24 protein-coding genes and 1 pseudogene are annotated in these 25545 nt (G+C 63.5%); 13 read left to right on the top strand and 12 right to left on the bottom strand.

The features are described 5' to 3' along the window. Positions 1-55 precede the first annotated feature (55 nt). On the bottom strand, positions 56-2071 hold the full coding sequence (gene tkt, locus FCK22_RS01140) for a transketolase (RefSeq protein ID WP_067265456.1): 2016 nt from the start codon (positions 2069-2071) through the stop codon (positions 56-58). A 338-nt stretch (positions 2072-2409) separates the two neighbouring features. Between tkt and FCK22_RS01135 the strand changes: the two genes are divergently transcribed. The 4 genes from FCK22_RS01135 (at position 2410) to rpiB (ending at position 4263) form a co-directional block, all read left to right on the top strand. After that, entirely contained in the window at positions 2410-2991 is a 582-nt protein-coding gene (locus tag FCK22_RS01135) for a hypothetical protein (protein ID WP_156505810.1), read from the top strand. Further along, positions 2991-3383 carry a cell division protein ZapA gene (locus FCK22_RS01130; protein ID WP_067268217.1) on the top strand — a complete coding sequence of 131 codons (393 nt, stop codon included), beginning with the start codon at positions 2991-2993 and terminating at the stop codon, positions 3381-3383. Before FCK22_RS01135 ends, FCK22_RS01130 begins: the two co-directional genes overlap by 1 nt. After that, on the top strand, positions 3380-3715 hold the full coding sequence (locus FCK22_RS01125) for an MliC family protein (RefSeq protein ID WP_082852169.1): 336 nt from the start codon (positions 3380-3382) through the stop codon (positions 3713-3715). The genes FCK22_RS01130 and FCK22_RS01125 overlap by 4 nt, the downstream gene beginning before the upstream one ends. Before the next feature lie 98 nt (positions 3716-3813). After that, positions 3814-4263 (top strand): ribose 5-phosphate isomerase B, encoded by a 450-nt coding sequence (gene rpiB, locus FCK22_RS01120; RefSeq protein WP_067268219.1) that lies wholly within the window; start codon positions 3814-3816, stop codon positions 4261-4263. A gap of 94 nt (positions 4264-4357) precedes the next feature. Here rpiB and grxD read toward each other — a convergent pair whose 3' ends face one another. From grxD to FCK22_RS01105, 3 genes are read right to left on the bottom strand one after another with little or no spacing between them, the layout of a single operon-like run. Continuing rightward, positions 4358-4720: a Grx4 family monothiol glutaredoxin gene (grxD, locus tag FCK22_RS01115; RefSeq protein ID WP_067268220.1), complete on the bottom strand. Its 363-nt coding sequence runs from the start codon at positions 4718-4720 to the stop codon at positions 4358-4360. Between the two features lies 1 nt (position 4721). Next, positions 4722-5066: a hypothetical protein gene (locus FCK22_RS01110; protein WP_082852170.1), complete on the bottom strand. Its 345-nt coding sequence runs from the start codon at positions 5064-5066 to the stop codon at positions 4722-4724. A gap of 2 nt (positions 5067-5068) precedes the next feature. Beyond that, positions 5069-5305 (bottom strand): BolA/IbaG family iron-sulfur metabolism protein, encoded by a 237-nt coding sequence (locus tag FCK22_RS01105; protein ID WP_067268222.1) that lies wholly within the window; start codon positions 5303-5305, stop codon positions 5069-5071. 145 nt (positions 5306-5450) lie between these two features. Between FCK22_RS01105 and FCK22_RS01100 the strand changes: the two genes are divergently transcribed. The 6 genes from FCK22_RS01100 to FCK22_RS01075 all read left to right on the top strand — a co-directional run bounded on the left by FCK22_RS01100 (position 5451) and on the right by FCK22_RS01075 (position 13419). Further along, a complete protein-coding gene (locus tag FCK22_RS01100) occupies positions 5451-6410 on the top strand; it encodes an XdhC family protein (RefSeq protein ID WP_067268224.1) in 960 nt (319 codons plus the stop codon). Next, positions 6407-7408, top strand: a complete 1002-nt coding sequence (locus FCK22_RS01095; protein WP_067268226.1) for a molybdopterin-binding protein — start codon at positions 6407-6409, stop codon at positions 7406-7408. Before FCK22_RS01100 ends, FCK22_RS01095 begins: the two co-directional genes overlap by 4 nt. 86 nt (positions 7409-7494) lie before the next feature. After that, a complete protein-coding gene (locus FCK22_RS01090; protein WP_067268228.1) occupies positions 7495-7980 on the top strand; it encodes a (2Fe-2S)-binding protein in 486 nt (161 codons plus the stop codon). Positions 7981-8095: 115 nt separating this feature from the next. Beyond that, complete coding sequence (locus FCK22_RS01085; protein ID WP_067268230.1) at positions 8096-10471, top strand: xanthine dehydrogenase family protein molybdopterin-binding subunit; 2376 nt, start codon at positions 8096-8098, stop codon at positions 10469-10471. Between the two features lie 65 nt (positions 10472-10536). Continuing rightward, positions 10537-11325 carry a xanthine dehydrogenase family protein subunit M gene (locus FCK22_RS01080; RefSeq protein ID WP_067268232.1) on the top strand — a complete coding sequence of 263 codons (789 nt, stop codon included), beginning with the start codon at positions 10537-10539 and terminating at the stop codon, positions 11323-11325. A 162-nt stretch (positions 11326-11487) separates the two neighbouring features. After that, positions 11488-13419, top strand: a complete 1932-nt coding sequence (locus tag FCK22_RS01075) for an OmpA family protein (protein ID WP_067268233.1) — start codon at positions 11488-11490, stop codon at positions 13417-13419. A 108-nt stretch (positions 13420-13527) separates the two neighbouring features. On the opposite strand, the gene infC is transcribed toward FCK22_RS01075, so the two are convergent. Further along, positions 13528-14076: a translation initiation factor IF-3 gene (gene infC, locus FCK22_RS01070; protein WP_067268235.1), complete on the bottom strand. Its 549-nt coding sequence runs from the start codon at positions 14074-14076 to the stop codon at positions 13528-13530. 199 nt (positions 14077-14275) lie between these two features. Here infC and FCK22_RS01065 point away from each other — a divergent pair, with 199 nt between their 5' ends. Next, on the top strand, positions 14276-14545 hold the full coding sequence (locus FCK22_RS01065) for a hypothetical protein (RefSeq protein ID WP_067268237.1): 270 nt from the start codon (positions 14276-14278) through the stop codon (positions 14543-14545). A gap of 84 nt (positions 14546-14629) precedes the next feature. Here the strand turns inward: FCK22_RS01065 and purF are convergent. The 5 genes and pseudogenes from purF to alr form a co-directional block, all read right to left on the bottom strand. Next, positions 14630-16115, bottom strand: a pseudogene (purF, locus tag FCK22_RS01060) (amidophosphoribosyltransferase). A gap of 233 nt (positions 16116-16348) precedes the next feature. Then, complete coding sequence (locus tag FCK22_RS01055) at positions 16349-16903, bottom strand: CvpA family protein (RefSeq protein ID WP_067268241.1); 555 nt, start codon at positions 16901-16903, stop codon at positions 16349-16351. 29 nt (positions 16904-16932) lie between these two features. Continuing rightward, a complete protein-coding gene (gene radA / locus FCK22_RS01050; protein WP_067268243.1) occupies positions 16933-18300 on the bottom strand; it encodes a DNA repair protein RadA in 1368 nt (455 codons plus the stop codon). A gap of 104 nt (positions 18301-18404) precedes the next feature. Next, complete coding sequence (locus tag FCK22_RS01045; RefSeq protein WP_067268244.1) at positions 18405-19202, bottom strand: DNA repair protein; 798 nt, start codon at positions 19200-19202, stop codon at positions 18405-18407. Between the two features lie 280 nt (positions 19203-19482). Continuing rightward, the gene (gene alr, locus FCK22_RS01040) at positions 19483-20526 is read right to left on the bottom strand and encodes an alanine racemase (RefSeq protein ID WP_067268246.1); all 1044 of its coding nucleotides are present in this window, start codon (positions 20524-20526) and stop codon (positions 19483-19485) included. Positions 20527-20655: 129 nt separating this feature from the next. Here alr and FCK22_RS01035 point away from each other — a divergent pair, with 129 nt between their 5' ends. Further along, a complete protein-coding gene (locus FCK22_RS01035) occupies positions 20656-21381 on the top strand; it encodes a sterol desaturase family protein (RefSeq protein WP_067268248.1) in 726 nt (241 codons plus the stop codon). Positions 21382-21481: 100 nt separating this feature from the next. Then, positions 21482-22789 carry a dienelactone hydrolase gene (locus FCK22_RS01030; protein WP_067268250.1) on the top strand — a complete coding sequence of 436 codons (1308 nt, stop codon included), beginning with the start codon at positions 21482-21484 and terminating at the stop codon, positions 22787-22789. A 427-nt stretch (positions 22790-23216) separates the two neighbouring features. Here FCK22_RS01030 and FCK22_RS01025 read toward each other — a convergent pair whose 3' ends face one another. After that, on the bottom strand, positions 23217-24716 hold the full coding sequence (locus FCK22_RS01025) for a replicative DNA helicase (RefSeq protein ID WP_067268251.1): 1500 nt from the start codon (positions 24714-24716) through the stop codon (positions 23217-23219). Positions 24717-24866: 150 nt separating this feature from the next. Beyond that, entirely contained in the window at positions 24867-25544 is a 678-nt protein-coding gene (locus FCK22_RS01020; protein WP_067268253.1) for an orotate phosphoribosyltransferase, read from the bottom strand. Between the last annotated feature and the right edge of the window lies 1 nt (position 25545).

Genomic DNA, 25545 nt, shown 5'->3' with positions numbered 1-25545 from the left:
AAAAGGGGGCGACGGATGAACCGTCGCCCCCTTTTTGTATTGTATGACCCGCAGATCAGAGCAGCGCTTTGGCCTTCTCTGCCACGTTCTCTGCGGTGAAGCCGAAGCGCTCAAAGAGTTCTTCCGCCGGGGCGGAGGCGCCGAAACGGTCCATGCCGACGAAATCGGCTTTGCCGTATTTGCCACGTTCGCCAAAGAGCCACTGGTCCCAGCCCTGACGTGCGCCAGCCTCAATCCCGACGCGCACGGCGCCACCGGGCAGCACGCGCTTGCGGTAGGCTTCGTCCTGCGCGGCGAAGAGTTCCATGCAAGGCATGGACACGACGCGGGTGCCGATGCCTTCGGCTTGGAGCAGCTCGCGCGCGGCCAGTGCGACATGCACCTCAGAGCCGGTGGCAATCAGGATCACCTGACGTTTGCCCTCGGCATCGGCCAACACATAGGCGCCTTTTTCGGTGAGGTTGTTGTTTTTGTGCTCCAGACGCACGGTGGGCAGGCCCTGACGGGTCAGCGACAGAACCGATGGCGTGGTTTTCGCGGTGAAGGCGATTTCCCAAGCCTCTGCCGTTTCCACCGCGTCGGCGGGGCGGAAGACATAAGTGTTGGGCGTGGCGCGGCTGATCGCCAAATGCTCGATCGGCTGGTGGGTCGGGCCATCTTCGCCAAGGCCGATGCTGTCATGGGTCATGACGAAGGCCGTGGGGATTTGCATCAAGGCCGCCAGACGCATCGCGGGGCGCGCGTAGTCGGTGAAGCACATGAAGGTGCCGCCATAGGGGCGCAGGCCGCCGTGCAGCGCCATGCCGTTCATCGCCGCTGCCATGCCGTGTTCGCGAATGCCCCAGTAGACATAGCGCCCGCCACGGTTGTCGACGTCGAAGATGCCAAGATCGCTGGTCTTGGTGTTGTTCGAACCGGTCAGGTCCGCCGAGCCGCCAACGGTTTCCGGCAGGATCGGGTTCAGCACTTCGAGGGCTTTCTCGCTTGCCGCGCGGGTTGCCATCTTGGGCGCGCCTTCGGTGATCTGCTTTTTGAAGGCCTTGACCGTCGCGCTCATCTTTTTTGGCGCGTCGAGGGCGAGCGCACGGTTGAAGGTCTCGCGCTTGGCGCGGGGCAGTTTGTCGAAACGCTCTTCCCAGTCGCGGCGGGCGTCGGCGCCGCGTTTGCCGATCTCTTCCCAAGCGGATTTCACGTCAGCGGGCACTTCGAAGGGGCCGGTGGTCCAGCCATAGGCGGCTTTGGCTTCGGCCATCTGGTCGGCGTCGGTCAGCGCGCCGTGGCCTTTCGACGTGTCCTGTGCTGCGTGGCCGAGCGCGATATGCGTCTTACAGGCAATCATTGAGGGCAGGTCAGTAGATTTCGCTTCGGTCAGGGCGGCGTCGATCTCATCGGGGTTGTGGCCGTCGATCTCAATCACATGCCAGCCTGCGGCCTTGAAGCGGGTGACCTGATCGGTGCTGTCCGACAGGGTGACGGGGCCGTCGATGGTGATGTTGTTGTTGTCCCACATCACGATGAGCTTGCTCAGCTTGTGGCGGCCCGCCAGCGTGATTGCCTCTTGGCTGACGCCTTCCATCAGGCAGCCGTCGCCAGCGATGACATAGGTGTAATGGTCCACGACCTTTGCGCCGTATTGCGCGCGCAGCATCTCTTCGGCCATGGCGAAACCGACGGAGTTGGCGATGCCTTGGCCCAGCGGGCCGGTGGTGGTCTCAATCGCATCGGCGAGGAAGTTCTCCGGGTGGCCCGCGGTGCGCGCGCCCATTTGGCGGAAATTCTTTAACTCTTCGATGGGGAATTGCTCATAGCCCGTCAGGTGCAGCAGCGAATAAAGCAGCATGGAGCCGTGGCCTGCCGACAGGATGAAGCGGTCGCGGTCGGGCCAAAGCGGGTTGGACGCGTCGAATTTCAGGTGTTTCTCAAAGAGGACGGTGGCCACATCGGCCATGCCCATCGGCATGCCGGAGTGGCCGGAATTGGCGGCGGCCACGGCATCGAGGGTCAGCGCGCGAATGGCGGTGGCCTTGGACCAGTGGTCGGGGTTTGCGCTTGCGAGGGCTGTCAGATCCACGGGGGCTTCCTTTGGGGCTGTGGCAGATTGGGCTCGTGCATACCAGCGATGGGGCAAAGTTCAAGCACAACTGGGTGCGCGGGCGGGTCCGGGGCGGCCCATAGCGGGGGCGAGAGTGAACTTGGCGGCTCAAGTCGCTGAAACGAAAGGGGGGGGCGCAATTTGAGCGCGCTTTGGCTAGGATTGCGAAAACCGGCTGATACGGGCGATTCGCGCGCGTGACATTGGGCGGGGCGCGCGCTATCTGCGGGACGGGCCGCCGTAACAGGGCGCAGCCCGGGGCACGGCAGGCGAAAACGCCGCCGAGAGAGCAGGACGAGTGAGGAGAATTCATGCGGATGAGTGAACTTGAAGACTATCAGCGCCGCATCACGGCCGCGATGGACCAGATGGCCAAGGGGGTGGACCGGCTGAGCGCCGCGCCCGCAGAGCCGGATGAGGATATCGTGCAGGCCTTGGAAGAGGAGCGGCAAGCCAACGCTCAGCTAACCGACCGGGTCAAGACGCTGAAGGAAAGCCATCAGGGCGAGTTGGACGACCTGCGCGCGCAGATGGACTTCAACAACGACCGGGTGACCCAGCTTGATATGGACGTGCAGCGTCTGCGTCAGGCGAATGAGCAGCTGTCGGCGGCCTGTGAGCAATTGCGGCTGGCCAATGCCGAGGGGCTGGCCGATCCCAAGCTGATCGACACCGCCGTGATTGCAGAGTTGGAGAGCCTGCGCGCCACCCGCGCGATCGAGATGGCCGAGATCGACGCGGTATTGACCGCGCTGGCCCCCTTGGTCGAAGAGGGCGAGCTGGAAGTTGAAGCTGCGGATGAAACGGGGGCAGAGGCCAAAGCCGAAGCGCCCGCGCCCGAAAGCGCTGCGCAAGACGACAGCGCCGAAGAAGAACCCAAGTCAGGAGGGGCCGACTGATGCCCGAGGTACGGATCACCATTGGCGGCCGCCATTTCGAAGTCGCCTGTCAGGAAGGTGAAGAAAGCTATCTGCAAGCCGCCGCGAAGATGCTGGACGACGAAGCCCGCGTGCTGAGCGATCAAGTGGGCCGCATGCCCGAGGCGCGGATGCTGTTGATGGCGGGCCTGCTTTTGGCCGACAAGACTGCCAGCGTTGAAGATCGCATCGCAGAGCTGCGCGCGGAACTGGCCGAACGTGAGGCCGAACTCACCAGCCTGCGCAACGTCAAGGTCGAGCCTGAGCGGATCGAAGTGCCGGTGGTGCCGCAGGGGGTGAAAGACACCCTTGCCGAAATCGCCGCCCGGGCCGAGGCGCTGGCCGCCGAGATCGAGGAGAAGGCGGGCAAATGAGCCGGGTCCTCAGGGCAGCCCTTTGCGCGCTGCTCTGGGCCGCGCCTGCGGGCGCCGAAACCTCCGCCGTTACTTACATTTGTGAGCGCGGCGTTTCGGTGCCGGTGGTCTATGTGCCCGATGCCGATCCGGGCGTGGCAGTGCTCTATGTCGAGGGGCGGTTGATCCAGTTGCGCCGCCTGCCGTCCGCCTCGGGCACGCGCTATGGCTGGCCCTCGGACGGCGCGGGCTATGAGTGGTGGGAGCATCAGGGCCGTGCTTCGCTGGCTTGGCGAGCAACGACCGATGGCGAAGTGACCCCGATCTACACTGACTGTTTGCCGCAAGATTGAAGGGGCGGGATTGCGGCGCGGGCTGCAATATGCTCTGGGGGGCGCGAAACGCGCCCTACGGCGCGACCCTCCATGACGCAAAATCAGGACGCCCTCAGATGACCACCAAACCCCGCATCATCATCTCAAGTGACCACGCCGACATCGCCCTGCGCCAAGACATCGCGCGCCATGTGGCCGAACGCGGGTTCACTGTCGAAGACATCGGTCCCGCGACGGCGGAAAGCACCGATTACCCCAAACATGGTGAGGCCGCCGCACGGCGCATCGCGGTGGGGGAGTTCGATCTGGGCATTCTGATTTGCGGCACGGGGCAGGGCATCATGATGGCCGCCAACAAAGTCAAGGGCATCCGCTGCGGCGTGTGCAGCGATACCTTTTCGGCCAAGATGATCCGGGCACATAATGACGCGAATATGCTGTCGATGGGCGCGCGGGTGATCGGCGGCGGTCTCGCGCTTGAGATCGTGGATGCCTTTCTCGATACCGAATTCGAAGGCGGGCGGCATGGCCGCCGTGTCGATATGATCTCGGCCATCGAAGACTGAGGCACCGCCGGAAGCGCAGCTTGCGCGTAGCGCACAAAAAACACCCCGGAGGGCCAAGCCGCTCCGGGGTGTTTTCGTTTAAACTGTCACCGCTTCAGCCGTTGGCTTCGCGGATCTTGTCGGCGGCGTCCTTGTCGAAGGCGACGCCGTTCTCGTCGAACAGTGTGTCCAATTCGCCCGACAGCGTCATCTCGGTGATGATGTCGCAGCCGCCGACGAATTCGCCTTTGACGTAGAGCTGCGGGATGGTCGGCCAGTCGGAGAAATCCTTGATCCCCTGACGCAGGTTCTCATCCGCCAGCACGTTCACGTCGCTGTAGTTCACGCCCATGTAGTTCAGCACCCCGGCCACGCGGCTGGAGAAGCCGCACTGCGGCATTTCCTTGGTGCCCTTCATAAACAGAACCACGTCATTCTCGGTGATCTGTTCCTTGATCTGGCTTGCGGCATCGCTCATGTCATTCGTCCTTCGTATCTGGTTTTTTGAACGCAGCGTGATAGCGCCGCGCATAGGTTTCGTTGTCGGCCCAGGGTTTGACCTCGACCTCGGCCCCGCCGAGGAAAAAGCCGCCCCGTTTCTTGGTCCAATTCGTATGCCCGCGCTCTAGGCTTTCGTTGCGCCGTGCGGTGCGGGCCACGGCATCCAAATCCAGCGCCTCCATCCCCAGCGGCACCTTGCCGGTCTCAGGCCGGGGCGGCTGGCGCTGCGACAGCGGCACATGCTGCCCGCGCCGGGCGCGGTGCTGGGCATAGGCGGTGGCGGCGATCCCGCCCACGAGAGCCACAGCGACCCAGCCCCACATGGTTAGTCCGGGGTCCGGGTGGTCAGCGCCAGCGCGTGCAATTCGCCGTTTGACCCGTCCATCTTGCCCTTGAGGGCCGCATAGACGGCGCGCTGCTGTTGGACCCGGTTCATGCCGCGAAAGCTTTCGTCCACGACCATGGCCGCCATATGCACGCCATCATTGCCTTCGACGGTGATCTTGGCATCCGGAAAGGACGCGCGGATCAGGTCTTCGATTTCGCTGGCTTGCATGGGCATGGGGTGGCTCCGGCTGTTGTGAGTGCTTGGGCTAGATGTAGTGCCGCAGGCCACGGCGTGCAAGGCGAAGCCGAAGGCCGGATCGGCCATTGACCTTTGCCCCTATTGCGACACACTTTGCGCCCTCACGTTGAAAGGACAACCGATGGACCGGATCCCCGAACAAGCGCTCGACTGGGCCGAAGCCGGAGAGCCTGTGGCCCTTGCCACGGTGGTGGAAACATGGGGCTCCGCCCCCCGGCGCGCTGGCGCGCAGCTGGTCGTGGCGGGGGATGGGACGATGATGGGGTCCGTCTCGGGCGGTTGCGTCGAAGGGGCGGTGGTGGTTGAGGCTTTGGAGGCGTTGGAGGATGGCCGCACGCGGCTGTTGGAATATGGCGTCAGCGATGGTGATGCCTTTGCCGTAGGGCTGGCCTGCGGCGGCACGATCAAGGTGCTGGTAGAGCCGGTGGGGCCGGAGGCGCTCAGCCTTGAGATGCTGCGGGAACTGGTGGCAAGGCGCGCGGCCCGTAAGCCGGTGGCCTATGAGGTGGCGTTGGACGGCAGCGACCGTCGGCTGACAGGGGCGGGGCATGAGGACCGCTTTCGCCGCGACCGCTCAGGCGTCGAGGATGACACGGGGCGGTTCATTGCCATCCACAATCCGCCGCTGCGGCTGGTGATCGTGGGTGCCGTGCATATCGCGCAGCATCTGGTGCGCATGGCGACAGAGACGGGGTTCGATCCGATCGTCGTCGACCCGCGGGAGGCTTTCGGCTCACCCGCCCGTTTCCCCGATTGCCAAGTGGTGAACGATTGGCCCGACGCCGCCCTGCGCGAGATCGGGGTTGATGCGCGTACCGCCGTGGTTTTGCTGACCCATGACCCGAAACTCGACGATCCGGCGCTGCATGTGGCGCTCGGGTCCGAGGCTTTCTATATCGGCGCGCTCGGCTCGACCCGGACGCAGGCCAGCAGGCTTGACCGGCTGGCGGAAGCAGGTATGGCGGCAGAGCAAGCGGCGCGTATCCACGGGCCGGTCGGCCTCGATATCGGCGCGGCCAGCCCGGCTGAGATCGCCGTGTCGATTCTTGCCCAGATGATCCAAAGCCTGCGCCGCCCATGAGGTTTGGCCCGGTTCCTCTAAGCGCGGCTTTGGGCGCGACGCTGGCCCATTCCGTCGCCGTTGAGCAGGGGCGGCTGCGCAAGGGCCGCGTGCTGACCCAAGAGGATATCGCAGCACTGAAAGGCGCAGGCATCGAAGAGGTGATCGTCGCCCGGCTCGACCCCGGTGATATTGACGAGAACGCAGGCGCCGCGCGATTGGCCGAAAGCCTCTGCGGTGCAGGGCTGCGGATGTCAAAACCCTTCACCGGGCGGGTGAACCTGCTGGCCGATGGGCCGGGGGTGGTGGTGATGGACCGCGCGGCGCTTGAGGCGGTCAATGCGGTGGACCCGATGATCACGCTGGCCACCGTGCCACCCTATCAGCAGATGGGCGAGAGCGGCATGGTGGCGACGATCAAGATCATCTCCTACGCCCTGGCTGAAAGCACAGTCGAGGCCGCCTGCGCGGCGGCGGGAGAGGGCGCCTTGCGCCTCGCGCCGCCTGTGCTGCGCGATGCCACGCTGATCATTACTGATGTGCCCGGCGGCGCCGGTGACAAGGGCCGCGCCGCGGTGGAGGGGCGGCTGACGGCGCTTAATGTGACCCTTTGCGATGTTGTAACCGTTCCCCATCGCAGCGCCCCGCTGGCCGAGGCGATTGCCGCGGCAGAGACCGATCTGGTCCTGATCCTCACCGCCTCCGCCACGTCGGACATCAATGACGTGGCCCCCTCCGCCCTGCGCGCGGCGGGGGGCGAGGTGACGCGCTTTGGCATGCCGGTCGATCCGGGCAATCTGCTTTTTCTCGGCCAACTTGGCACCCGCGCCGTGATCGGCCTGCCGGGCTGTGCCCGTTCGCCCGCGCTCAACGGAGCCGATTGGGTGCTGTCGCGGCTGGTCTGCGGCATTCCCGTCACCAGCGCGGATATCGCGGCGATGGGGGTGGGCGGCTTGCTGAAAGAGATCCCCACGCGCCCGCAGCCGCGCAACCCCGGCAAAAGCGCGGGCAACGGCTGAGGCAAAACCTTAGGAAAATATATGTTCTCAACTAGGGCTTGTCGTGCTTAACTGATCGCAACAAGCGTCAGACTGGGAGGAAGAACATGACACAGGTCAAGATGACCGTGAACGGCAAACCCGCGTCGGGAGAGGTCGAAGGCCGCACGCTGCTGGTGCATTTCCTGCGCGATGATCTGGAATTGACGGGCACCCATGTGGGCTGCGACACCAGCCAATGCGGCGCCTGCGTGGTCCATGTGAACGGCAATGCGGTCAAAGCCTGCACCATGTTCGCGGTCGAGGCCGATGGCGCCGAGGTCGAGACCATAGAAGGGCAGGCGGCGCCCGATGGTACGCTCAGCACCATCCAACAGGCGTTTCAGGATCACCACGGGTTGCAATGCGGCTTTTGCACACCGGGCATGGTGATGTCGGCGGCGGCGCTGCTCAAGGAAAACCCGAAACCTTCGGAGGCCGAGGTGCGCCATTACCTTGACGGCAACATCTGCCGCTGCACCGGCTACCACAATATCGTCAAAGCGATCATGGCGGCCAGCGGCCAAGAGGTCAGCGCGCTGGCGGCAGAGTAACGTTGGAAGCAGTGTCGCGCCGGGCAGGCCGGTGATGGCGGAGGGAGGACCGCCAGAGCCGGGCGCCGCGTGACGGATCAGGTGCATCCGCACCGCCACCAAACGGGAGGATATTATGCCAAAGGATTTTGAACCGAGCAGCGGAATTGGGGCCAGCAGCAAACGGCGGGAGGATATTCGCTTTCTCACCGGGTCGGGGCGCTATACCGATGACATCAACCTGCGCCGCCAGACCCATGTGTTTTTCCTGCGCTCGGATGTGGCGCATGGGCGGCTGACCGGGGTCGATACCTCTGCCGCCGAAGGCATGCCCGGCGTGCTAAAGATTTTCACCGGCGCGGATTTCGCCGAAGTGGGCGGGATGCCCTGCGGCTGGCAGGTGACCGACAAACACGGCCAACCGATGCAAGAGCCGAAACACCCCGTGCTGGCCCATGAAAAGGTCCGCCATGTGGGCGAGCCTATCGCCGCCGTAGTGGCCGAGACTTTGGCGCAGGCCCGGGACGCTGCCGAGGCGATTGTCGTCGATATTGACGCGTTGCCCGCCGTGGTGAACATGAAAGACGCGGTGAAAGAGGATGCGCCCAAGGTGCATGACGACCTGACCAGCAACCTCTGCTACGACTGGGGTTTCGTGGAAGAGAACAAGGAGGCGGTGAACAAAGCCTTTGACGAGGCCGCCCATGTCACCACGTTGGAACTAGTGAACAACCGCCTCGTCGCCAACCCGATGGAGCCCCGCGTGGCCATCGGCGACTACAACCGGTCGGACGGGGAACACACGCTCTATACCACCAGCCAGAACCCGCATGTGATCCGCCTGCTGATGGGCGCCTTCGTGCTGGGCATTCCCGAGCACAAGCTGCGCGTGGTGGCTCCCGATGTCGGCGGTGGCTTTGGCACCAAGATCTTCCACTATCAGGAAGAGGCCTTTTGCACCTTCGCGGCCAAGGCGGTGGGGCGTCCGGTGAAATGGACCTCGAGCCGCTCGGAATCCTTCATGTCCGACGCCCATGGCCGCGACCATGTGACCAAGATCGAACTGGCGCTGGATGCCGACAATAACTTCACCGCCCTGCGCACCGATACCTATGCCAATATGGGGGCCTATCTTTCGACCTTCGCGCCCTCGGTGCCGACCTGGCTGCACGGCACGTTGATGGCGGGGAACTACAAAACGCCGCTAATCTACGTGAACGTTAAGGCGGTCTTTACCAACACCGTGCCAGTAGATGCCTATCGCGGGGCCGGTCGGCCCGAAGCGACCTATCAGTTGGAGCGTTTGATCGACAAGGCCGCGCATGAGTTGCAGGTCAACCCGATCAAACTGCGCCGCCAAAACTTCGTGACGGAGTTTCCCTATGCCACCCCGGTGGCGGTGGAATATGACACGGGCGACTACCACGCCACGATGGACAAGCTGGAAGAGATCGCCGACCACGCAGGCTTTGCGGCGCGGCGCCGCGAGAGTGAAGCGAAGGGCAAGCTGCGCGGCTTTGGCGTGAACTGCTATATCGAGGCCTGCGGCATTGCGCCGTCGAACCTTGTCGGCCAACTCGGCGCGCGGGCGGGGCTTTATGAAAGCGCGACGGTGCGGGTCAACGCCACCGGCGGGCTGGTCGTGATGACCGGCAGCCACAGCCACGGGCAGGGGCATGAGACCTCATTCGCGCAGGTGGTGGCCGATATGATCGGCATCGACGAGAATATGGTCGAGATTGTCCATGGCGACACCTCTAAGGTGCCGATGGGCATGGGCACCTATGGCTCGCGCTCGCTCGCGGTGGGCGGCAGCGCCATGGTGCGGGCGACCGAAAAGATCATCGCCAAGGCCAAGAAGATCGCAAGTCACCTGCTCGAAGCCTCGGAAGGGGATATCGAGTTGAAGGATGGGGCCTTTAGTGTTGCGGGCACGGATAAATCCGTGGCTTGGGGCGATGTGACGCTTGCCGCCTATGTGCCGCATAACTACCCGTTGGAAGAGATCGAACCGGGGCTTGAGGAAACCGCCTTTTACGACCCGTCGAACTTCACCTATCCGGCGGGGGCCTATGCCTGCGAGGTCGAGTTGGACCCCGAAACCGGCCATGTCACCGTCGAACGTTTCACTGCTGCCGATGATTTCGGCAATGTGGTGAACCCGATGATCGTGACCGGCCAAGTCCACGGCGGTTTGGCCCAAGGCATCGGTCAGGCGCTTTTGGAGAACTGCGCTTACGATGAAGACGGCCAACTCCTCAGCGCGTCCTACATGGATTACGCCATGCCGCGCGCCAGCGATTTGCCGTTTTATGACGTGGATCACTCCTGCCAGACGCCCTGCACCCACAACCCCTTGGGCGTGAAAGGCTGCGGGGAGGCGGGGGCCATCGGCTCGCCGCCTGCGGTGGTCAACGCAGTGCTCGATGCCATGCGCTCGGGCGGGAAGGACATCGGCCATATCGACATGCCGGTCAGCCCCGCGCGGGTCTGGGAGGCGATGAATGGCTAGGCGTCTGCTGACGATTGGTTTGAGAAGAGAGGCAACGCTCGGGCGGCCTCTGGGAAGGATGAAAGATGTATGATTTCGAAGTAGAGCGCCCCGGCAGCGTGGCGGATGCGGTCAAGGTCTTGGGGCAGGAGGATGCGCAACCGCTCAGCGGCGGGCAAACGTTGATCCCCACACTGAAGGCGCGGCTGGCGATGCCCTCGGTTCTGGTGTCGCTGGCGGGGATTGATGCGCTCAAAGGGGTTGAGATGCGCGATGGCGCGCTGTGGATCGGTGGCGGCACGACCCACGCCACGGTCATGCGCGAGGCGGCGGAAAGCTACCCGGCGCTCGCCAGCCTCGCCGCACGGATCGGCGACCCGGCGGTGCGCAACCGGGGCACCATCGGCGGATCGCTCGCCAATAACGACCCCTCTGCCTGCTACCCGGCGGGCGCTCTGGCCAGCGGTGCGACGATCGAGACCGACCGCCGCGAGATTGCCGCGGATGACTATTTTCAAGGCATGTTCACCACCGCGTTGGAGGAAGGGGAGATCGTCACCGGCGTCCGTTTCCCCATTCCTAAGGCCGCGCATTACGAGAAATTCATCCAGCCCGCCTCGCGCTTCCCGCTGGTCGCAGCCTATGTCGCGCGCCTCGGCGATGGGGTGCGCGTGGCGATCACGGGCGCGTCGAACGACGGTGTCTTCCGTTGGACCGAAGCCGAAGCTGCCCTGACGGAACGGTTCGCGCCGGAAGCCTTGGAGGGGCTGACACTCGACGCGGGTGACATGATCAGCGATCTGCACGGCAGCGGCGCCTACCGCGCCCATCTGTGCGGCGTGATGACCCGCCGCGCCGTGGCCGCCATCGCCTGATAGCCGATAACAGCAGCGTAAACTCTTGCCGCGTCCCCATAGGGGGCGCGGTATTTTCATGGGGTAAGCTCTTGATATTGGATAGCGGAACCAGTGCCCCCATCATGCGTTGGGTGACAAGCGCTGCCCGAACGGCGTTCCCGTAATGATGAGGACGTGAACATGAAAAACCTACTGAGATCTACGACTTCGCTGGGTCTGAGCCTTGCCTTGGCTTTCCCCCATGGCGCCTTTGCGCAGGAGCAGAATCTGAATGAATGCGGCCCCGTGGGCGAAGCGACCGAATTCCCCTGCGCATTCGACGATCAGACGGTAGAGAGCGCCGAAGAGCTTCGTGTTATGGCCGGGCTAAGCGGTGAGGCCGAGGCGGAAGTCGAAGCCGAAGGTGAAGCAGAGGTCGAGGCCGAGGCGGAAACCGAAGCCGAGGCGGGTTCGCTGCTGGATCAGGCGACCGGCGCGGTTGAAGCGACGGGTGACGCGGCCGCGGCTGCTGTGAATGACGTGACCGAACAGGCCGAAGAGGCCGCTGATGCAGCAGAGGCGCAGGCTGAAGCCGCAGCCGAGGCGGCAGAGGAAACCGCAAGCGAAGCGGAAGCGGAGGCCGAAGCCGAAATGACCGCCGAGGCTGAGAGCGAGGTCGAAGTCGAGGAAGAGGTTGAGACCGAGGCCGAAGTGGAAGCTGAGGAGGAAAGCGAAGCCGAGGTTGAGGAAGAGGCCGAGATTGAAGAAGACGCCGAGGCCGAGACCGCACTGGACGTGGAAGCTGAAGCCGAAGCGACCGCTGAAGTTGATGCTGAGGCGACCGAAAGCGAAGAAACCGACGAAAACGCCGAAGCCGCGGCTGACGCGGAAACCAATGAGACTGCCGTCGAGACCTCGGAAGAAGCCGAGGCCGAAATGGAAGCGGAAACCAGCGGCGAAGCGGTCGGCGAGGAAGACAACGCCGGTCTGACCGAAGAGCAGATCCAAGCCCGTGAAGAGCGCCGCGAAGCCCGCCGTGCCGAACGCCGCGAAGAGCGCCGTGAGCAACGCCGCGCCGAGCGTGAAGCTGCCGCCGCCGCCGCCGCTGCCGCCGAAAGCGATGCGGACGCCGAAGTCGTGACCGAGGAAGTGACCGAAGAAGACGTGCGCAGCTCGGACGAGGACTTCGAAACCGAAGTGACTGCCGCAGGTGACGCCAATGCCGCCGCCGCTGATGACGACGACAGCGGGATGTCGGACTTCGAAAAAGCGCTGCTGCTCGGCCTTGGGGCCGTCGCTGTCGGCTCGGTTCTGAACAACGGTGAGAAAATCGTCAGCCGCTCCGGTGATCGTGTGGTCGTGCAGGACGACGCGGGCGAGTTGCGCGTGCTGAAGGACGATAACGCACTGCTTCGCCGCCCCGGTGACGAAGTGCAGACCCAGACCTTCGACGACGGCTCCACCCGGACCATCGTGACCAAAAGCGACGGAAGCCGGGTCGAGACCATCCGCTCGCGCGATGGCACCGTGCTGCGCCGGACGAACTTCGATGCGCAGGGCCGTGAATATGTGCTGGTCGATGACCTCGTGGAAGAGCGCGAAGTCGTCGTGAACGATCTGCCGCAGGTTCAGCAGACCCAGCAAGCACAGCGCGCCAGCACCCAAGACGAAGCCGCGCTCCGTCAGGCTCTGCAAGCTGAGATGCGCAACGATCAGGGGCGGACATTCTCCCTGCGTCAGGTGCGCGAAATCCGTGAGGTACGCTCCCTCGCGCCGGAACTCGAACTAGATGCCGTGCGCTTCCCCACCGGCTCCGCCGCGATCCAGCCAGAACAGGCCCGCGCGCTTGCCAATATCGGCACCACACTGCGTGACCTGATCCAGAAGGACCCGCGCACCGTGATCCTCGTCGAAGGTCACACGGATGCGGTGGGCGATGCGAGCTATAACCTCGCCCTGTCGGACCGCCGTGCCGAGACCGTGGCCCTGGCACTGACCGAGTACTTTGACGTGCCCCCCGCCAACCTGATCACGCAGGGCTATGGCGAGAGCCAGCTGCGCGTGCCGACCACATCGGCGGAACCCGCGAACCGGCGCGCCGTGGTGCGCAACATTACAGGTCTGCTGCGCTAAGCAGACCAAGCCCCCAAACAGAAAACGCCGGAGCGATCCGGGGGCGTTTTGCGTTATTGGATGGTGAATGTGGCAGTCGGGCCCGTCATGCGGACCCGATTGAGCTGATCACTTGTTGGGCAGCGGCCCGATCACCATGACCATCTGGCGGCCTTCCATCTTGGGGAAGTTCTCCACCCGGCCGATCTCTTTGGTGTCGGCAGCGACGCGTTCCAAAAGCTCACGACCGAGGTTCTGGTGCGCCATCTCACGGCCACGGAACCGGAGGGTAACCTTCACCTTGTCGCCACCTTCAAGAAACTTGAAGACATTGCGCATCTTCACATCGTAGTCGTTCTTGTCCGTGTTGGGACGGAACTTGACCTCTTTGATCTCGATGATCTTCTGTTTCTTGCGGGCTTCGCTCTCGCGCTTTTGCTGTTCATATTTGAACTTGCCGAAATCCATGATCTTACACACGGGCGGCTTGGCATTGGGCGAAATTTCAACAAGGTCGAGGCCGGCGTCATCGGCCATTTCCATGGCACGCTGCGGCGTGACAACGCCGACGTTTTCGCCATCGGCACCGATCAGGCGGATTTCGGGGGCACGGATCTTGTCGTTGACGCGCGGGCCGGTGTCACGTTGGGGCGGCGCGTTATGAGGTCTGCGAGCGATGGTGATGGTCCTTTGATTGTTACCTAATTCGAGAATGCAAGGTAAACCCGCGTGGGGCCATCTTCAAGTCGCAAAATCACGCTATGCGTGGGGTTTGGGGCGATTTCCCCTTGATCTAGGGCGATTGTGGCGCAATTCACGGCTATGCGGCCCCGGGGGAAATCTTTAACCTCGCGGGGCGTAGATTAAGGGGAATGGAATGAAGAATCTGGTCTGGTTGGTCGTGGCGGCGCTGATTGCGCTGGCGGGCTATATGCTTTTCACCGGCAAGGGGCCGCAGGAAGTGGCCATCGACGCTTCCGAGGCGATCAATGCGCCCGAAGTGGCCGAAGATATGACCAATGCCGCCGAAGACGCCGCCGATGCAATCGCAGGCAGCGTGGATGCCGCCGGGGAGGCGATCAGCGATGCGGTGGATGACGCGACCGAGAGCGCCAATGACGCGGCGGAGCCTGCGGCGCAGAATTAAGCGGCTCCGCGCAACGCGGAAAAGCAAAGGCCGCGTCCGGGGAACCGGGCGCGGCCTTTGCTTTGGTTTGATCCCTCTGGCGGGTTACTCGGCGGCGGGCTTCATCTGGAAACCTTCCTTAACCTGATCGGCAGGGGTCACCGGGTAGTCGCCAGAGAAACAGGCGTCACAATACTGCGGGCAGTCGGTGTTGCGGCCTTCGGCTTCGCCCACCGCGCGGTAGAGACCGTCGAGCGAGATGAACTTGAGACTGTCGACTTGCAAATGGTCGCGCATCTCATCCTCGGACATGGTCGCCGCCAGCAGCTTTTCGCGCTGCGGGGTGTCGACGCCGTAGAAACAGGGCCAAGCCGTGGGGGGGGGAAGCGATGCGGAAGTGCACCTCTTTCGCGCCCGCGTCGAGGATCATCTCTTTGATCTTGCGCGAGGTTGTGCCGCGCACCACCGAGTCGTCGACCAAGATCACCCGCTTGCCTTTGATCAGCGCGCGGTTGACGTTGAGCTTGAGACGGACACCCATGTTGCGGATCTGCTCGGTCGGCTCGATGAAGGTCCGGCCCATATATTGGTTGCGAATGATGCCCATCGCGTAGGGGATGCCGGATTCCAGGCTATAGCCAATCGCCGCCGGGGTGCCGCTGTCGGGCACGGGACAGACGAGATCGGCCTCCACAGGGCTTTCTTTGGCCAGTTCGCGGCCAATATTCTCACGCGTTTCATAGACCGAGCGACCGCCGAGGATGCTGTCGGGGCGGCTGAAGTAGACATGCTCAAAAATACAGAACCGCGAGGCGACACGACGGAAGGGGAAGTGGCTCTCAACCCCTTTTTCGGTGATCACCACCATCTCGCCGGGTTCGATCTCGCGGACGAATTCCGCGCCGATGATGTCGAGCGCGCAGGTCTCCGAGCTCAGCGCCCAGCCATCGCCAACACGGCCCAGCACGAGCGGGCGGACGCCCAGCGGATCGCGCACGCCGATCAATTTGGTGCGGGTCATGGCAACGACCGAAAAGGCCCCCTCGACCCGGCGCAGCGCATCTTCCATCCGCTCGGGGATGTTCTGCTGCAAAGACCGGGCCATCAGGTGAATGATACACTCACTGTCGGATGAGGATTGGAAGATGGAGCCCCGCTCGATCAACTCACGGCGGAGCGCGTTGGCATTGGTGATATTGCCGTTATGGGCGATCGCGGCCCCGCCCATGGCGAACTCACCAAAGAAGGGCTGCACGTCGCGGATCGCGGTGGGGCCCTTGTTGCCAGAGGTCGAATAGCGGACGTGACCGATGGACAGCTCGCCGGGCAGGGTTTGCATGACATCCTGCGAGGTGAAGTTGTCGCGGACATAGCCAAAGCGGCGGGCCGATTGGAAACCGGCGGCGGGATCGTAGCTGACGATGCCGCCAGCCTCTTGCCCACGGTGCTGGAGGGCGTGCAGGCCAAGGGCCACGAAAGTGGCGGCATCGGCAACGCCAACCACGCCAAAGACGCCGCATTCCTCCTTCAGTTTATCCTCATCTCCGCTGTCACGCAGATAGGAAGTGTCAAAGGGATGGGCGGGCGGCATGTGCTTGGACAACGGGGCAACTCCGAATCCGGGTGAGGTCGCTGCCTATGTAGGGGCTTCGCAAGCGGCTGTCACCCCGCATGTCGCCTGCGGGGGGCATGAGGCAGGATAAAGCGCCGCATTGCCCGCCGAGGAGGCGGCCCCCGTAACCTGCCAAGCCCAAACGCAAAACAGGCGGCCATGATGCTCTGGCCGCCTGTCTAAAAGGATTGTGTTAAGAGATTATGAAGGCCTTAGGCGCTACATTTGCCGACCAGCGCCTCATAGCGGTTGGTGATCCAGCCGAGCGCCTCTTGCGGGTCTTTTTCTTCGATCTGGCCGGTGAAGCGCGAGAATACGGCGGCGGAGCGGCTGTTTTCGACCATGGTGGTCCGCTCACCAGTGATGACGGTGTCGTAGACGAAGAAGGCAATCGCGACGAGCAGCACGCCGCGCACAACGCCGAAGATGAAGCCAAGCCCTTGGTCCACGCCACCCAGCATTGAGCGGTGCACAAGCGAAGAGAAGAGCGGCGTGAAGAGCGAGACCACGATCAGCGCCGCGGCAAAGACCAGCGCGAAGGCACCGATCACCGACAATTCGCAGCTATCGGCCAAGAATTCGCCCACATAGGGCAGTTCACGCACCAGCGGTTCGACCTGCGGCGCAAAGAGAAAGGCCAGCACGGCCGCTGCAATCCAGCCGACAATCGCCATCAACTCGCGCACCAGCCCACGGCCATAGGCCAGCAATGCCGATAGCACGATGACAACCGCGACCACCCCGTCAATAATGGTAAAACCGTCCATGCGCGTTCTCGCCCTCGTCTAAGGGGGGATCAGCCCGCCCCGAAAATTTCGCCAACAAATCCGGTCAGATCGCTCATCGTATTCAGCGCAATTCCGGTCACACCCACAGCCTTGCCGCCGCGCGGTGCAATAGCGCTCGTAAAACCAAGTTTCTGCGCCTCTTTCAACCTGTTTTCCGTCTGGCTGGCCGGGCGCAGCGCACCGGAGAGGCTAATCTCACCGAAAACAACGGTTTCGGCGGGCAGGGCCGCGTCTTCCCGCGCCGAGAGGATCGCGGCGGCCACCGCGAGATCGGCGGCGGGTTCGGAGATCTTCATCCCGCCCGCCACATTGAGGTAGACATCCAGCCCTGCGAAAGGAATTCCGCAACGCGCTTCCAACACCGCAAGGATCATCGCCAGACGCCCCGAATCCCAACCCACCACCGTGCGGCGCGCTTGGGAATGGGGCGAGGGGGCCACCAGCGCCTGAAGCTCAACCAAGACAGGCCGGGTGCCTTCGATGCCTGCAAAGACGACCGAACCGGGGGAGGGTTGCCCGCGTTCCGACAAGAAGAGCGCCGAGGGGTTGATCACCTCTGACAGACCGCCGCCCGTCATTTCGAAAACGCCGATCTCATCCGCCGGGCCAAAGCGGTTTTTCACCGCGCGCAGGATGCGGAACTGGTGGCCACGCTCGCCTTCGAAATAGAGCACGGTGTCGACCATATGCTCCACCACGCGGGGGCCAGCGATCTGGCCCTCCTTGGTGACATGGCCCACGAGGATCACCGCGACCCCGCGGCGTTTGGCGAAGCTGGTCAGCTCATGCGCCGCCGCGCGGACCTGACTGACCGAGCCGGGCGCGCTTTCGACGTTGTCGGCCCACATGGTCTGGATCGAGTCGATGATGGCAAGCTGCGGGCGCTCGGCCTCAAGCGTGGTTAGGATGTCGCGCAGGTTGGTTTCCGCGGCCAGTTTCACCGGCGCTTCGGACAGCCCCAGTCGTTGCGCGCGCATGCGGACCTGCGCGCTGGCTTCCTCCCCGCTGACATAGATCGTCTTGAGGCCAGAATTGGCGAAATGCGCGGCGGCTTGCAGCAGAAGGGTCGATTTACCGATGCCGGGATCGCCGCCCACAAGGATCGCCGAAGCAGGCACCAGCCCGCCGCCCAACACGCGGTCCAACTCCGCAATGCCCGACTGTGCACGCGGGGGCGGGGTTTCTTGTGTGGCAAGATCGGTGAGTTCAATGGCAGAGCCGCGCCGTGCGCCCAAGGATTTGCTGGGCGGGCCTGCGGAAATGCCTTTGTCTTCGACGATGGAGTTCCAAGCGCCGCAGGCGTCACAGCGCCCGGACCATTTGGAATGTTTCGCGCCGCATTCGGCGCAGGAAAAACTGGAGGAGGATTTGGCCATGGGCCCTTTTCGCGCAGGTGCCCGATGGCGTCAAAGGAAAAGCATCCGGCCCTTGGGTGATGATCCCGGGGGGGAACCCAATGGGCCGGATGCCGCCGCTGGCATTACTCAGCGGCTTTGGGCGGCAGGTCGATCACGATATTGTCGAGCGATGTGGTTTCGGGCTTGCGCTCGGGTGTTTCGGTTTGGACCACACGTTCAAGGCCAAGCTCAGGCATGATCTCACGCATTTCCTCGCGCAGACGCTCAAGCTGGGCCACGGCGACGCTTTCTTCGAGTTCGACTTCGTGCAGCCAATGTTTCATCTCGGTCGAGATCGCTTTGGCCTGATCGAGGCGGCTGTTGAAAAGCTCGACCTCTTCCTGACGCTGCTTGAGGAAGCTGCGGGCGCGGGCCAGTTTCTCATCCGAATAGACTTCGGCCAGATCGCGGGCCACATGGCTCATCTGAGCGGCCATTTCCAGCACGGCAGGCTCCAGCGTGGCGAGGTCGGGATGATCGCGGAGGTACGCCAGACGTTCGCGCACCGAATCGAATTCCGAGCTCATCTGAAAGGTTTCGGCCCGGTCGGCGGCATGCACGGCGGCATAGGCGCGGGCCACGTCCTGCATGCCGACATTGAACTGACGGTGCGAGGTCTCAAGCTGCATGACGCGGCGGTTGGTGGGTAGGAAAAAGCACAGGCCCACGGCAAGGACGGTCAGCGCCAGTTGGGCGTACATCCCGGCGTTTTCGACAGGCTCACCGCCGTATTGCAGATCAAGGCTGATCCAATTCCACAGGCCAAGGGCCGCCATGATGCTGGCCCCGGTAAGGGCAAGCGCCGCGAGGGCAAAGACCACAAGGGCGAGCCGCTGAAAGGCGAATTGGATAAGGTAGGCAAAGGAACGAAGCTGGGACATACTTTCTCCCCCCTGGAAGAGCTACTAAGCAAGTTTCTGCCGACCAACGCCTCCTTATCCTTCTTTGTTCCCATTCCCTGCGGAATTATGCTGAGGATTTAACGTAGTTTTGCCGAGATAATGGCACAACCGCAGGTTTTTCGGAAGTTATTTGCGCCTGCGCAGTGCAATTCGTGATCGGCAGCGCAGGGCAGAGGCGAGGCGTGCCGTGGGGGAGTGGGGGTGAGTCGCCCAGCGACGCTCTCGGCGGCGTGCTGCGATGCGGGGGAAAATCGCCGACCTAACCGGCGTAGTTTCGCGCGTATCTTGCGCCCAATGAGGTCAGCACCTCATAGCCGATCGTGCCCGCCCAATCCGCCAAATCGTCAACGCCTTGGCTTTGCCCCAGCAGCTGCAAGGTCGCGGGCACCTCCTCCAATGCAGAAACATCTACCGTGATCAGGTCCATCGAGACGCGCCCGAGGATGGGCAGGGTAACACCCTCATGTTGGAAACAGGCGGTGCCGGTCGCATTGCCCATCGCGCGCAGAAGCCCGTCGGCGTAGCCCGCGGCCACGGTGGCGAGCTTGACGGTGCTCTCCGCCGTCCATGTGTTGCCATAGCCCACAGTCTCACCGGGGGTGACGCTGCGTGTCTGGATCACTGGCACGTCGAGGGTGACCACGGGCCGCGCCTCTGTGAATGGGCGTCCGCCGTAAAGACCGATGCCGGGCCGGGTGACGTCGAAATGATACTCCGGCCCCAGCAGAATGCCCCCCGTGGCGGAGAGCGAGCGCGGCACCTCGACCCCTTCGGTCATCTCGCGGAAACTGCGCAGTTGCGCGTCGTTCATCTCATGATCCGCCGCGTCCGAGCAGGCCAGATGCGACATGATCAGCCTGGGGTTCTGGCTCAGCGCGATGTCGCGCAGGGCCGCCCATTCCGCAGGCTCCATCCCGAGCCGGTTCATCCCGCTGTCGAGTTGGATGCCGAAAGCATGGCCGGGCAGGGTCTCAAACTGGCGCAGCAGCTGCTCTGTCGAGTTGATCATCGGCGTCAGCGCGGCACCGGCAATCGCCTCTGCATCGCCCGGCATATGCCCGGAAAAGACATTGATCACCGGGCCTTCGCCCAAGGCTTGGCGCAGGGCCACGCCCTCTTCGGTCAGGGCCACGAAGAACTGCCGCGCACCGGCCTCGGCCAATGTCTTGGCCACACGGGCGGCGCCCAGCCCATAGCTGTCGGCTTTGACCACGGCGGCGGTCTCGGCCTTTGTCATACGGTCGAGGGCGCGCCAGTTGTCGGCGATGGCTTGTAGGTCGATGGTCAGGGTCGCTTTGCTCATGCGCGGATGTGGGCCGGAATGCGGGGGGAGGTCAAGCGGCCAAGGGCACCTAACGTCATGCGCGACAGGCAGGCGTGGGATTTGTTACAGTTTTGCCTACCGGATGCGCAGGATGGGGAGGTCAGGCGGATGTCACGGATCAAGATCATGTTCGGCCATGCGGGCGTGTCGCTCATGGCGCTGGCCGCTGTGGTGGCCTTTGTTGCGATGCTTTGGGGGGCGCCGCTGTGGTCTTGGGCGCTGGTCCCGCTGGGGGTCGCAGCGCAGATGCTTAATGAGTACAACCTGCACCGGCATGTCTTTCACCTTGCCCCGCCCAAGCAGCAATGGGCCTTCGATCTGCTGTACCGCGCGCATTACGGGCACCATGACTTCCCGACCAATCACGGGCTGTTCTTCGTGCCGGTCTGGGTCGCGCTGCCGATGCTCGTGGGGAATTTCCTTCTGGTCTGGGGCATCGCGGCGCTTCTGGGCTTCGAGGCGAGCGTCTGGATCGCCACGGCGATCGTGCCTCTGGGCGGGGTGCTGACCTTTCTGGGCTATGAGTGGTTTCACATGACGGCGCATTTGACGGTGCCGAAAACGGCGGTGGAGCGGCATGTCACGCGGCTGCACAACCAGCATCACTTTCGCGACTTCAACAAATGGTTCCACGTCAGCCCGGGCGGGGAGATCATTGACCGGGCCATGGGCACCGATATTGACACCGAGGCTTTGAAACAGCAGCAGCGCATTGCCTTCATCCGCACCTTGGGTATGAGGCCCGACGATCCAAGACTGCTAGCCGCTCGCGCGCGGTTCGCTGGGAAATACGGGTTGAGCGAGGCCGAAGTGGCGCGCGCCGCGCGGGGGTAGGTGTGAAACTTCCGTGACGTTACCCGAAGGGCGCTTGCCTGTCCCCGTGGCGCGGGTAGGCTTGGCCCAATTCAAGGGAGGACGAACCATGCACCGACATATGACCACCACAGCCCTGCTTGCCGCGGGCCTTACCGCTGGCGTGGCGCAGGCGGAAAACCGGATCGACCGGCAATTGCCGAATGCGCCCGAACTTGCGGCCTATGGCGACCATGCCGTGGGGGTGCGCACTTTGGAGATGGTCAACCCCGACCAGATCGACATCCTCGCCATCGACCCCGCCGCCGACAAGCCCAAGGAGATGCCGCGCTACGACCGGCCGCTCACGGTTGAGATGTATTATCCCGCCGCCGAGGGGGCGGAGGGCGACACCTCCTTCAAGGCTTATCTCCGCGACGGCACCACCGAGGTCACGCTCGAGGGACAGGCCATGCGCGACGTCGAGCCGGCGGAGGGCGAGACCTTTCCGCTGGTGCTGATCAGCCATGGCTATCCGGGCAACCGTTACCTCATGTCGCATCTGGCAGAGAACCTCGCCTCCAAGGGCTATGTCGTGGCCTCGATCGACCATACCGACAGCACCTACCGCACGCAGGCGGCCTTTGGCTCGACGCTGGTGAACCGCTCGCTCGATCAGCTGTTCGTGCTGGAGCAGATGGCGCAGAAGGCCGCGGAGGGCGGTGATTTCGCGGGGCTCTATGACGCCGAGAACACCGGTCTGATCGGCTACTCCATGGGCGGCTATGGCGCGATCATCACCGCCGGGGGCGGGGTGACGGAGACCTCGGTCGGCTATACGTGGGGCGGTCCGCATGGAACGCTCGGGATCCATCAGGCGGGCTCCGAGACCCATGACGCGCTGCCCGACCCACGCATCAAGACCGCGGTGGCCTTCGGCCCCTGGGGGATGAACCGTGGCTTCTGGGATGCCGAGGGATTGGCGGGCGTGCAAATCCCGATGCTCTTTATCGCAGGCTCGCAGGATGATGTCTCGCTTTATAAGAACGGCATCCGCGCGATCTGGGAAAACACCTCGAACGTCGACCGGGCGCTTTTGACCTACATGAACGCAGGTCACAACGCGGGCGCCCCGATGCCGGCGCCGGAGGAGGCCTATTACTTCAGCGAAGACAAGGGCTTCAACATCTCGGAGCATTACACCGACGCGGTCTGGGACACGGTGCGGATGAACAATATCGCCCAGCATTTCGTGACCGCGTGGATGGACAGTCATTTGAAGGGTGAGGAGGCGAAGGCGGCGTATCTCGATCTGGTAGAGAACTCGAACGACGGCGTCTGGTCGGCCGAGGAGGATGGGACCGAGAAGGAAGACCACAGCTATTGGAAGGGATTCCCGGAGGGGACCGCGAAGGGGCTGATGTATGAGGTGAAATCGGCGGCTGAGTGAGGGGCGTGGCCCGGTGGAAACGCCGGGCCTCCTTGCCACCCTGGCCCGGAACAAGCCGCAGGCGCCGGGCCATCGCCTGCCCGCCCGGCCGGGTAGGCGATTTGGTGAGGCTGGGTGATGCCTTGCGGAACGCACATCATGGTTGAACCATAAAGTGGCACGATGCTACCGGGGATCGCCGACCCGCGGGCAAGCGATGGCCCTTGGTCAAAGTTGCCACTCAGCCCGGAATCAAGCCGTAGGCGCCGGGCCATCGCCTGCCCGCCCGGACGGGTAGGCGATTTGGCGAGGCTGGGTGATCCCTCGCGAAACGCACATCAGGTTTGAAAAATAAAGTGGGGCGAGGCTACCGGGGATCGCCGACCCGCGGGCAGGCGATGGCCCTTTTTCCTATGGTTCCGGTTAGGAAAACTGCAGACGATAGCCCTCAAAACTCCTGATCGTCCCCGCCACCCTGCTGCCAAGGCTGCACGAGGTTGCCGAAGCGGGTGAACTTGCCCTCGAAGCTGAGGTCCACCGTGCCGATGGGCCCGTGACGCTGCTTGCCGATCACCACCTCGGCGCGGCCGTGCAGACGCTCCATCTCTTCCTGCCAGACCGCCATCTTGTCGAGCTCGTGATCGCCGGGCTTCTCGCGTTCCTTGTAGTATTCCTCGCGGTACACGAACATCACCACGTCGGCGTCCTGTTCGATCGAGCCGGATTCCCGAAGGTCCGAAAGCTGCGGGCGTTTATCGTCGCGGCTTTCAACCTGACGCGAGAGCTGCGACAGGGCGATCACCGGGATGTCGAGTTCCTTGGCGATGGCCTTGAGACCCATGGTGATCTCGGAAATCTCGTTTACCCGGTTCTCGGATTTGCCGGTGCCGCGCACGAGCTGTAGGTAGTCGATGATCAGCACGTCGAGCCCGTGGGTCCGCTTCAGGCGCCGCGCGCGGGCGGCAAGCTGGCTGATCGGCAGGGCGGGCGTGTCGTCGATGAAGAGCGGGCAGGCCTCGAGCGCCTTGGCGGCATCAACGAAACGGCGGAACTCGGCCTCGGTCATGTCGCCGGAGCGGATCTGGTGGCTGGGGATCTCGGCAGCTTCCGACAGAATCCGCGAGGCAAGCTGTTCGGCGCTCATCTCAAGGCTGTAGAAGCCCACGACGCCGCCGTCGATGGCACCCTCAGTGCCGTCGGGCTTCATCCCGCGCTTGTAGGCCTTGGCCACGTTGAAGGCGATGTTGGTCGCCAGCGAGGTCTTACCCATCGAAGGACGCCCCGCGAGGATCAGAAGGTCCGAGCGGTGCAATCCGCCCAGTTTCTTGTCCATGTCGATCAAACCGGTGGAAACGCCGGAGAGGCCACCGTCACGCTGGTAGGCGGCATTGGCCACGTTGACCGCATCCGTGACGGCCTTGAGGAAGGACTGGAAACCGCTTTCCACCTGACCCTGTTCGGCCAGCTTATAAAGCTCCTGCTCGGCCTCGACGATCTGCTCGCGCGGCTCGGAGGAGACATCGACCTGTGCGGCCTTGGCCGAGATGTCACGGCCCAGCTGGATCAGATCGCGGCGCACGGCGAGGTCATAGATCATCTGCGCGTAGTCACGCACGGCGAAGGCGCTGATTGCCGCACCCGCGAGACGGGCCAGATAGGCCGGGCCGCCCAGCTCCTTCAGCCCCTCGTCGTCTTCCATGAAGGCCTTGAGCGTGACTGGGGAGGCGAGGTTGTTTTTGGCGATCCGCTGAGCCGCGATGTCGAAGATGCGGGCGTGGACCGGCTCGTAGAAGTGCTTGGGCCCGATGACGGAAGCCACGCGGTCGTAGACGTCATTGTTGGTCAGGATCGCGCCCAAAAGCTGCTGTTCGGCCTCGATCGAATGCGGCATCGACTCCGGTGCCTGCACGGCCAATTGGTTCGCGTTCAGCGATGTAATCTCGTTCATGACCTCACCCATTTCTACCCAGATGGACCTCATAGCCAGTGGGTTCGCCCGGCGCAAATTGTATCTTTTGTGGATATCTTTACCAACAAAAGGCCCCACCACATTTTGCCTTGTGGTGGGGCCTTCGGTCAACATTTTGCGGAAATTCGGTTAACTTTTGCGGGATTCCTGCCAGTCGCGCGGGGCGTTCAGGAAGGCTTCGACCTCCGTCAGCGTGGCCGCGTCAAAGGCCCCTTGGGCGCGGGCCTCGGCCAGCACGTCCCACCATGTGCAGAGCGCGTGGAGCGTAACGCCATGGTCGCCAAGGGTCTTTTCGGTCTGGGGGAAGATGCCGTAGTGAAAGATCACCGCCGTATGGGCACAGGTCGCCCCGGTTTCGCGAATCGCGTCGACGAAGCTGAGTTTCGAGCCGCCATCGGTGGTGAGGTCCTCGACCAGCAGCACGCGCTGGCCCGGCGTCATCTCACCTTCGATCCGCGCGTTGCGACCGTAGCCTTTGGGCTTTTTGCGCACATAGGTCATCGGCAGGGCCATCCGTTCGGCGACCATGGCGGCGAAGGGGATACCCGCCGTCTCGCCCCCGGCGATATTGTCGAAGGCCTCAAAGCCTGCGTCGCGCATGACGGTGACGGCGAGGAAATCCATCAGCGTGGACCGGATGCGCGGGTGAGAGATCAGCTTGCGGCAGTCGATATAGGTGGGCGATGGCAGACCCGAGGCCAGCGTGAAGGGCTCCTCCGCGTTGAAATGCACCGCGCCGATCTCCAGCAACATGCGCGCGGTGAGGCGGGCCATTTCTTGGGGGCTTGGGTGGCTGGTGGGGATCATG

The organism is Sulfitobacter sp. 15WGC, from assembly GCF_005068605.1.
Classification (GTDB): Bacteria; Pseudomonadota; Alphaproteobacteria; order Rhodobacterales; family Rhodobacteraceae; genus Sulfitobacter; species Sulfitobacter faviae.
This window is presented reverse-complemented; position numbering and strand designations above follow the sequence as displayed.